This is a genomic window from Limosilactobacillus ingluviei DSM 15946 (assembly GCF_001435775.1).
GTDB lineage: Bacteria > Bacillota > Bacilli > Lactobacillales > Lactobacillaceae > Limosilactobacillus > Limosilactobacillus ingluviei.
This window is the reverse complement of record NZ_AZFK01000060.1, coordinates 1-226: the sequence shown is the minus strand read 5'-3', so window position 1 is coordinate 226 and position 226 is coordinate 1. Positions and strand designations below refer to the sequence as shown.

General features: G+C 42.9%; 1 protein-coding gene. It reads right to left on the bottom strand.

The genetic code is table 11. The features are described from left to right. Positions 1-61: 61 nt before the first annotated feature. The coding region (locus tag FC43_RS10885) for a transposase (protein WP_162258995.1) at positions 62-226 on the bottom strand (165 nt) is incomplete at its 5' end.

Here is a 226-nt window from a genome sequence, read left to right as displayed (position 1 = left end):
GTCAACTGGTACTGATGAACTTTTAGAAGAATAATTGGTCTACCCCCACAGCTGCCTTTTTTCAGGCAGCTGTTTTGACGTTAAAGTATGGTGATTTAGCGACTAGTAGAATTCGAAGCCGGAAGTTGGGGAAGCTCCGGAAACCAAAGGCAACTCGTTTGATCGTTTTAATGACGTTGTTCGTCCCTTCTAACGAGCCATTATTGTAAGGTTGTTCAAAACTACG